Here is a 9,073-nt window from a genome sequence, read left to right on the forward strand (position 1 = left end):
GCACGCTGAGCCGTGCGGGTTCGTCAGGAGGGGTCAGCGAAACCGCAGTGCTGCCGGCCAGCCACTGCGGTCGAGGCCGTGAGTGCGCAGCATCGCCAACGCAATTCGCTCCATGCCGAACCCGACGCACGCGCTGTGCGCGGGCTCGCCGTCGGCGGTCTCGATGCCGAAGGTGTGGCCGAAATGGTCGCGGTGACAGTTGCACGAGACCACCGCTGTGCCGTCGTCGAGGTCGCCGTAGAGCTTGACCACGAGCTCGGTCTTGAGGTTCTCGTTGCGCTGGTTCGCGGCGAGCATGCGCCCGGCGCGGCCGAAGAACGGATCGTTGGCGATGACGGCCTCGGCCTCGAGGCCGAGGTCTGCCAGTACCTGCAGCCCGCGCGAGACCCACCGCTCCCGATGTGCGACTGCCTCGTCCGGTGTGCCGACCCGCACGTACTCGTGCATGCGGAAGGCCTGCATGCGAGCAGGATCCACGGCCGGTTCGTGGCGGAAGCAGTAGCCGTAGATATCGAGCAGGCGCCCCTCCTCGGGGAGGCGACCGGTCATCATCGAATACGAGGGATGGCACGCGGCCGAGACCAGCATGGTGCCGGCGGACTCGAGGTGGTGGTCCCAGTCCCGGCCTTCGGAACGGTCGGCGAGTAGGGCGGCATGCGCCTTGTTGTCGCCGTCGAAGGTGTTGATGGCGCCGGTTAGGTTGGGGAACGACGCGATGTAGTCGGTGCGCTCGAAGGCTTCCCGCGGGAAGACCGGTGGGAAACGAAAGCGCGGCGCCGAGTATCCGTGCTCGGCGCCGCCGGCGGCCTTGACGGCGTCGTCGATGGTGTCGATGATGTCCTCGAACTCACCGGAGCGGCCGTAGAGCCCTTCCACCGAACTGGGGACGAGTAGTTCGGCCTCGATCAGTTCGTCACGAAAGCGGGCACGCGCCGAATCGAGTTCGCTGATCTCGGTGACGCCGATGTCTTGGGTCGCGGTCATTACTTCCCCTTGTAGACGAGGGCGAGCTGGGAATTGTGGCCGAGGATGCGCTCGTTGCTGACCATGATTGCCGAGCCGTGCGCGTCCCGGAGATGACGGCCGATGCTCAGGTCTCCGTCCTGCCGGTAGCCCGAAATCCCACAGATCTGCAGCGCCTTGCCGACGATGTCGATGACAAGCGTCGAGGCAGTCACCTTGACGTTGTTGATCTTCACCGCGAACCCGATCGCGCCGAGCTCCTCTGGTGAATCGGCGATGGCCTCGTACTTTGCGGCTGCCCCGAAAATGGTGTCGACGAGCTGCTCGTGCACCACGTAGAGCTCCGCGAGACGCAGCGCACTCGGCGGGGTGAGGCCCGGTGTGCGGCTGGCGGCCTTGCGCACCGACTTGCGGGCCTTCGCAACCGCGGCGTCGGCGATGCCGAGCCAGGCCGAACCCCACAGGATGTGTGCGGCCGGGAGCATCGTCTGCGAGGAGATGTCACCGTAGTTGTCGCCGAGGATGTTCGACGTCGTTGCGGTGGCTTCGAGCTGGAAGCCCGGGCTACATGTGCCGCGGAAGCCGAGGGTGTCCCACTCGCCGGTGCGGGTGAGAACCACGTTCGGCTTCTCGCACACGACGAGGACCTGATCGCTCGGCGGGCTGTCCTGTGAGCGACGCGCCGTCGCGAGAACGAACTCGGCGTAGTCGCCGTACGAGATCACCGGCGCTGTCTTCGACAGGCTGATGTGCTCACCGTCGTATTCCACGGCGCAGCTGCTGGTGCGGACGTCGCCGCCGATGTTGATCTCGGTGGTCGCCGACGCGACGAGCGGTTGTTCCGCAGCGAGGCGCCTCAGCAGGGCGGCCATGGCGTCGGACTTGCCGTGACGCACGATGCTGAGCACCTGCGATTGATGCATGACGAAGATCATCGCGGAGGAGGCGCACTCGGCGCCGAGGGCGCGAGCGGTGCGCGCAAGCTCGCTCAACGAGTGTCCGCCGCCGCCGAACTCCGTGGGAATTCCGGCGGCGAGCATGCCGGCCGAGCGCATGGCCTCGACCGATTCGGCCGGGAAGCGGGCGTCGCGATCGACGGAGTCCGCGTGCTCACGCAATACTGCGAGAACATCGGACACGGTGAGCGCGTCGGCGCTGTTGTCTGTGTCGTACACGGTGGTCATGGGCGATCAGTCCGTCAGCCGTGCGATGGCGGAGGTGATGGCGTCGATGCTTCCGAAGGTCGACTTCTGCAGCATGGCGTCGGGGAACTCGACGTCGAACTCGTCTTCGAGCGCGATCATCACGTTGACGCTGGCGTGCGAGGTGAGACCGCTGTCGTAGAGGTCGGCGGAGGCGTCGATCTCGGCGACGGGCACCGGCAGCTTGCCAAACTTCTCCAGTACGTCCCGTACCCGTGCGCTGTCTTCGGAGTTGAGCGTCTCCATGCGAACCTCCACCAGATCTCGTGTGCTTGACGAGACCGGCCGGCCTCGCATTGACCGTGGGTCGAAGGACGTGAACCGTTCCGACCCAGCAGTCTCCCCAGACCCACCCAAACAATATCCTAGATTGTTTTAAAGCGTTACGCTGCAGTTCGAGTTTGTTGAAAGGATCTTTTTCGGCTCCGCGTTCACCAGCGGTGATGTGCACCGCGCTGTGGCGCACGACGCACTTTCACCGCTCTCGTCGAAGTCGGAGGCGATGAGCATCGCTGCACGCCAAGTACTGTTGAGCGGACGTCGGGATCGTCCAAGTCAGAAGGAAATTCTTGCCGATGGGTGCAGTCTGCGGCGTGGCCGTGGAGTCGGACGCTGTCCGAATCTCGTACTTCCGAGATGGGGAGCGGGTCGAGGACTCGATAGACGCCGAGGGGGCCGCAGGGCTCCTCAACGGCAAACTCGTCGACTGCGGACCTTTCGATGACGTCGTCCTCACCGGCCGCGACACCGTCGTAGTCGAATCGCTCCTCGACTCTCTCCGCGCCGGCCCCATCTCCAGAGCCCGCGTCGTGGACGAGGGCGGTGCGCTGCTCGCCTACGCGCGCTCGGTCGAAGAATTGGCGCACGCTCGTGCCCTGCTGGTGTTGGACCTCGGGAGAGACGGAACATCGGCCTTCACCCTCGATGTAGCTGCGGGAGAAGTGACGCGGTCGGACCGCCGCACCCTCCTGTCCGGGGAAGCGCTCGACGACGTCGTCGAACAACTCGTGATGACCAAGGGCATTCTGCCGCCCGCCTACGGTGCCGAGGCCGAGCGTGAGTATCGCGACTTCTTCCGTGAGCTGAAAGAACTGATCACCACCTCTGCCGGCGTTCGTGCCCCAGGTGGGGGCCCCATGCTCCTCACGCGTGAGGAATTCGAGAACGCGATCGACTCGACGGTACGACGCACTCTCGCCTGGGCCGCTCCCACCGAGCCCGACGCCGTCATGCTCATCGGCGGCGGGGCGCGCATTCCGCTGATCCGCACGCTCGTCGAGCAGCAGTGGACCGTGCCCCTCGTTCTGCCCGAGTCGCCCAGTTCGGTCATCCTGCACGGAGCCGCACTCGAAGCGGTGCCGCGGCTCGAAGTCGACGAGGGCGTTGCCGTCGAGGCACCCGAGAACGCGGTGTCACCGGACGCCCCGATCGAGGCTTTGCGCGCGGACCCGGATCTCGAAGAACATACAGACCCGGTCACGGCCCCCATCCGCGTCGTCGCACCCACGCGCGAGGAATCCGGCGCCGTGGGCCGCTCCACCGCTCTCGATACGTCCACTGCTTTCGAGCCCCTTGGTGCCGCACCGGCCGAGGCGGACGGAACTCGCGCGCGCCGCCGAATTCGGTGGTCGGTGCGCGACGCAGCCGGGTTGGCAGGCCTGGCAGCGATCGTGACGGTCGTGTGGGGCGTGATCTTCCTACGCGGGGACACCCCGCCGCCCCCCGGAATAGGCGTCGACCCTGTGCCCGCGGGCACGACGGCAGTGGTCGAACGCGTGCCGGCCCCGGTGGAACCTGCGCCGCCGGCTGTCGTCGAGCAATTCCCCGAGGCACCGCCGGAGGATTTCGACCAGTTCGACGAGTCGCAAACGGGTAGTTTCGATTCGTTCGATACCGGCGACTCGGGGCTGGGTGCCGAGACGTTCGGGGAGGGCTTCGTCGAGCAGGAATCCGGGTTCGGCGTCGAGAATTGACCCCGCAGCGGGCCAGGGCCACCGCACAGTGCGTCCCCGCACCCGGTAGCGTGGCCTTTTTGGGCGCTACAGTCCAGTGTTCAACGAAGTGAGGCCGAGACGATGACTGTGTTGCTGGGGGTGTCCATGGGCGCCCACGCCGTACGCATGGCTCTGCCGCGCAACGCTGCCGCAATCGCGGCGAAGACGCCGTCGGCTCCTCGCCAACTGTTCTTCAAGAACCAGGTGATCGACACCGTCGACGAAAACGTCGAGTACCTCGCCGCCGAGTCCATCAGCGCACTGGCAGCGGAGTCCGAGCCGTCGATGGCCACCGGCGTCGCCTACCGCGACGCCAACCAGGCAGATGCCCTGCACCGGGCACTCGGCAATCAGCACCTGCACAACTATCACCTGGTGCACGAGGTCGAAGCGGTGGTGGAGTACCTCGTCGCGAGCGGTGAAGCCGCCGGGTACGGCACCGTCGCGCTGTACGACCTGGGCAGTTCCGGCCTGAACGTCAGTGTGGTGGACCTGCTCACCCGGCGCGTGTTCGTCACCCGGCGCAGCGCCGAGTTCAGCGGAGATCATTTCGACTCGATCCTGCGCGACAACCAACTGGAACGTCTCGGCAAACGCCGCGATGCGCCCGATATCGAGCTGTTCACCCGCCGCTGCCGCGTGGCCAAGGAACGACTCTCGGGTAGCGACGCGGTGTGCCTGCCGGACGCGAGCGGCATGATTCTGCTCTCCCGTGACAGCTACGAGGATCTGATCACCGACGAGGTGGATCGATCGATCGAGTTCGCGCGCGAAGTGATGATCGGGGCGCAGGTACCCATCGACGCCGTCGTGCTCATCGGCGGCGGGTCGCGGATCCCGCTGGTCCGCAAAAGAGTGGGACCGGCGCTCGAGCTGCCGGCGCTGACCCCCAACGAGCCGGAGTCCGTCGCGGCCCGCGGAGCAGCGCTTTCGGCCCGCCCGGTCGAGGAGCCGGTCCGCACCCGTCCGCGCCCCGCCTTCGCTGCTGCAGGTGGCGTATCTCCCGAACGGGGTTCCTCGGGTGGGGGACCGGTAGACACCCTGACGCGCGAGGAGTACCCGCTGACGATGCCGCCGCTCGTCACGACGCCGGCGCCTCCCGCTGTCCCGGCGCCTCCCGCTGTCCCGCCGCCTGCTGCTGTCCCGCCGCCTGCTGCTGTCCCGACGCCTGCTGCTGTCCCGACGCCTGCTGCAGCCTCACCGCCGGTGGCACCGGCGTCGTCGACGAAATTCGCGTTGCAGAACGTCTATTGGCTGGCCTCGGACTACGAGGACGACGATGGCGAGGACGATGCAGAGCGTCGGAGTCGGCTGGTGCGGTCGTGGTCGGTGGCCGCAGTGGCAGCGGCTGCAGTGGTTGCGGTATCCGGCTTTCTCCTGACCAGGCCGAGTGACGCGCCGCCCGTCGTCGACACTGCGGTGACCGATGCACCCAGTGCCCCCGATGCGGTGACGCCGGATGCGCCCGCCGCGCCGGTGGCCCCGCCGCCGGAAGTAGTTCCTCCGCCGGCGCCCGAAGTGCCCCCAGTAGGCGAAGTTGCCGAGAACCCGGCGCCCGCACAGCCGGCACCGGCGCCTCAGAGTCCGGAACCGCAGGAGACCGAACAGGCTCCCGTGCCGCAGCCGCCTGCTCAGGTGCCGCCGCCGGCGCCGGAGCCGCCGCCGTTGATCCCGGCGTTCCCCGATTTCACGTTGCCGACCATCCCGCCGCTGTTCCCACCCGCGCCGTAGGGCGCCTTCGGCGCATGTGCGCGGAAATACATAGAGGGCTATGTATTTCCGCTCACATGCGCGGAGCGCCGTTCTTGCGGGGTCGGACGTGCTCGAAGATGAGGATCGTTTCCGTCGCGTACACAGCGGGGTGTGCGCTGAGGTTGTCGACGACGAAGTTTCGCAGAGCAGCGGTATCGACCGTCGCCACTTGAATGAGGAAGTCGTCCGCTCCGGCGATGAAGTAGATGTTCAACACTTCTTCCAGTGAGGCGATCTGTTCGCCGAACTCCCCGATGTGTTTGCGGGCTTCGGCTTGCAGTCGAACCGAGATCATCGCCTGAATGCCCTGCCCGAGTGCCTCCGGGTCCACTTCGGCGTGAAAGCCCCGGATGACGCCCCGTTCCACGAGCGATCGAACACGACCGAGCGCGGTCGAGGGGGCAATTCCGGCGGCCGCGGCCAGCGCGTTGTTGGGAATGCGGGCGTCACGGCGAAGCTCGTCGAGCAGGATGTGGTCGATATCGTCGAGTTGCACGTGCCGAACATCATTCGGCCGGCGAGCTCCACGACCTCCTCGGGGTGAACTATCAGAAGCCATATCGAGACTCTACAGAATTATGTTCACATCTGTTGTGAGTCTTTCGCTGATAATTCATAGTTTGCTTCATAACCCGAACCTGTTCAGCTCTGGGAGGCTGCCATGAAAATCGGAATTCCACGCGAGATCAAGAACCACGAATACCGGGTGGCCATCACCCCGGCGGGCGTGCATGAACTGGTCTCGCACGGACACGAAGTGATCATCGAAACCGAGGCGGGCGCAGGCTCGTCTTTCTCCGACACCGACTTCAAAGCAGCAGGGGCACAGATCTTCACCTCGGCGAGCGAGGTCTGGGATGCAGCCGACCTGCTGCTCAAAGTCAAGGAGCCCATCGCCGAGGAGTACGCGCGGCTCCGCAAGGACCAGGTGCTTTTCACTTTTCTGCACCTCGCCGCATCGAAGGCGTGCACCGACGCGCTGCTGGCATCGGGCACCACCGCAATAGCCTACGAAACCGTCACCGCCCCCGACGGTTCACTTCCGCTGCTCGCCCCGATGAGCGAGGTCGCGGGGCGGCTCGCGCCCCAGGCCGGGTCGTACCACATGATGGCGAGCGGCGGCGGCCGCGGAGTTCTCATGGGCGGCGTCCCGGGCGTACGCCCCGCGAACGTCGTCGTCATCGGCGCCGGAGTATCCGGCCGCAACGCCGTCGCGATCGCGCACGGCATGCATGCCGACGTCACCGTGCTCGACCTCAACGTCAAAGCGCTCCGAGCCATCGACGATCAGTACCGCGGCAGCGTCAAGACCCTCGTGTCGAACGCCCTGGAACTCGAGCAGGCGGTCCTCGACGCCGACATGGTCATCGGTGCCGTCCTCGTCCCCGGTGCGAGAGCGCCGAAACTAGTGTCCAACAGCCTCGTTCAACGCATGAAGCCGGGTTCGGTGCTCGTCGACATCGCAATCGACCAAGGTGGATGCTTCGAGGACTCGGTGCCCACCACTCATGCCGAGCCCACCTATCGGGTCCACGAATCGGTGTTCTACTGCGTCGCGAACATGCCCGGAGCCGTTCCGCGTACGTCCACGTACGCCCTGACGAACGCGACGCTGCCCTACGTGGTCGCCCTGGCCGACAAGGGTTGGGAAGCTGCCTGCGAGGCCGACGCCGGACTGAAGAACGGCCTCACCATCCACGACGGCGCGTTGCTGTCGGAATCGGTGGCCGCAGCCTTCGCGTGAGCCGCGCTACCTCGAGTGCCGCCCCGATTTTCTCGCCGGCGGCTTGGGTGCGGCCGGGGTACCGGATTCAGCGACGCCACCCGGCCGGGCCAGTAGCGCCGCAATCGCCGTCGTCAACGGTACCGACAGCGAGAGCGCGATACCGCCGACGGCCGAGCGGACTATTTCGATCGCCACGGCGTCACCGGTCAGTACATCTTGGATGGACCGACCGGCGACGCTGAAGAGCAGCAGCAGCGGGAGCGCGCCACCGGCGTAGGCGAGGACGAGCGTGTAGACGGTGCTGGCGATGTGGTCTCGGCCGACGCGCATCGCAGAGGTGAAGATCGACCGTCGCGTCGCAGTGGCGTCGGCGGCGGCGATCTCGAATGCCGATGACGCCTGCGTGATGGTGACGTCGTTGAGAACGCCGAGCGAGCCGATGATGAATCCCGCGAGCAGCAGACCGGTGATGCTGACGTTCTGGATGTAGGCCTGGACGTCGGTGTTCTGTTCCTCGGACAGGCCGGTCAGGTGAGTCATGCGAATGGCGACGTAGGACAACACCGCTGCCAAGGCCATCGAGGTCAACGTGCCGAGCAGGGCCGAGCTGGTCCGCAGGTTGACGCCGTGCGCCAGATAGAGCACGGCATAGAGAATGATCGACCCGGCAACCAGCGCGGCGGGGATGGCGGGCGCGCCGTCCAGCAGGGCGGGTAAGAGGAAAATCACGAGCACCCCGAACGCGATGATCAGACCGATCAGCGCACGAAAACCGCGCCACCGGGCGACGATGCAGACCACCACGGCGAAGACGCCGACGATGATGCTCAGCGGCAGGCCTCGGGAGAAATCGTTGAACGAGTACTGCGTCGTACCGCTCGGGTCGGTCTGGCGTACGAGGCGGACACTTTCACCCGTTCGAATATCGGGCTGACCCGGCCCTGGCACGATCTCGAGCAGCGTGCGGGTGCCGGCATTGGGCCCCGACTCGATGGTCACGATGCTGCGCTGACAGTCGTATCCAGCCCCGACGGGTGGCGTCGGATTGCCGGTGAAGACGCGACCTGCCGATGCGCTTCCGCACGCGCCGATGTCCTGCGAGATGACGGTGCCGGCTTCGGTGTTGACGGTGCCGCCGCCGGATGTCTGGAACGGTAGCGGGATCTCGACGCTCTGCTCGCCGGGCCACAGCGCGACCGCGCCCGCGATCACGGCGATTCCGATCGCTACGAGTAGGCCGACGACTATGCGTGCCGCAACCGGGCCGACCGGTGCGGGTGAGTTGCTATGACCGTGTCCATGACCGTGTGACTCCACGCTGCAAGTATCCATGGGTCCGATACAGCGGGGTCCCGCAGCGCGGTCCGAAGGTGTTGGAGCTCGGTGGCGGGGAGCAGGGGGGGCGTCCCCCGCCACCTTCCTGATCGCCCCGGGGG

The 9,073-nt window shown here is 66.4% G+C and carries 8 protein-coding genes; 3 read left to right on the top strand and 5 right to left on the bottom strand.

Going from position 1 to position 9,073, the window contains the following annotated elements; genetic code table 11:
* Positions 1–33 precede the first annotated feature (33 nt).
* The 3 genes from J1M86_RS20040 to J1M86_RS20050 are packed head-to-tail and all read right to left on the bottom strand — an operon-like array spanning position 34 to position 2,411.
* The gene (locus J1M86_RS20040) at positions 34–984 is read right to left on the bottom strand and encodes an amino acid--[acyl-carrier-protein] ligase (protein ID WP_206511166.1); all 951 of its coding nucleotides are present in this window, start codon (positions 982–984) and stop codon (positions 34–36) included.
* Positions 984–2,147, bottom strand: coding sequence for an acyl-CoA dehydrogenase family protein (locus J1M86_RS20045; RefSeq protein WP_075840932.1), 1,164 nt, complete (start codon positions 2,145–2,147; stop codon positions 984–986). Before J1M86_RS20045 ends, J1M86_RS20040 begins: the two co-directional genes overlap by 1 nt.
* Positions 2,148–2,153: 6 nt before the next feature.
* Positions 2,154–2,411 (bottom strand): acyl carrier protein, encoded by a 258-nt coding sequence (locus J1M86_RS20050; protein ID WP_075841076.1) that lies wholly within the window; start codon positions 2,409–2,411, stop codon positions 2,154–2,156.
* Between the two features lie 329 nt (positions 2,412–2,740).
* Here J1M86_RS20050 and J1M86_RS20055 point away from each other — a divergent pair, with 329 nt between their 5' ends.
* Complete coding sequence (locus J1M86_RS20055) at positions 2,741–4,138, top strand: hypothetical protein (RefSeq protein WP_206511167.1); 1,398 nt, start codon at positions 2,741–2,743, stop codon at positions 4,136–4,138.
* A 102-nt stretch (positions 4,139–4,240) separates the two neighbouring features.
* Entirely contained in the window at positions 4,241–5,890 is a 1,650-nt protein-coding gene (locus J1M86_RS26730) for an Hsp70 family protein (protein WP_206511168.1), read from the top strand.
* 52 nt (positions 5,891–5,942) lie between these two features.
* Here J1M86_RS26730 and J1M86_RS20065 read toward each other — a convergent pair whose 3' ends face one another.
* Positions 5,943–6,470 carry an Lrp/AsnC family transcriptional regulator gene (locus tag J1M86_RS20065; protein ID WP_075840937.1) on the bottom strand — a complete coding sequence of 176 codons (528 nt, stop codon included), beginning with the start codon at positions 6,468–6,470 and terminating at the stop codon, positions 5,943–5,945.
* Positions 6,471–6,572: 102 nt separating this feature from the next.
* Here J1M86_RS20065 and ald point away from each other — a divergent pair, with 102 nt between their 5' ends.
* Positions 6,573–7,655: an alanine dehydrogenase gene (gene ald, locus J1M86_RS20070; protein WP_206511169.1), complete on the top strand. Its 1,083-nt coding sequence runs from the start codon at positions 6,573–6,575 to the stop codon at positions 7,653–7,655.
* 6 nt (positions 7,656–7,661) lie between these two features.
* On the opposite strand, the gene J1M86_RS20075 is transcribed toward ald, so the two are convergent.
* Positions 7,662–8,954, bottom strand: a complete 1,293-nt coding sequence (locus J1M86_RS20075) for a YibE/F family protein (protein ID WP_307786696.1) — start codon at positions 8,952–8,954, stop codon at positions 7,662–7,664.
* Positions 8,955–9,073 lie beyond the last annotated feature (119 nt).

The sequence above is a fragment of the Rhodococcus sp. KRD197 genome (genome assembly GCF_017168235.1).
Classification (GTDB): domain Bacteria; phylum Actinomycetota; class Actinomycetes; order Mycobacteriales; family Mycobacteriaceae; genus Rhodococcoides.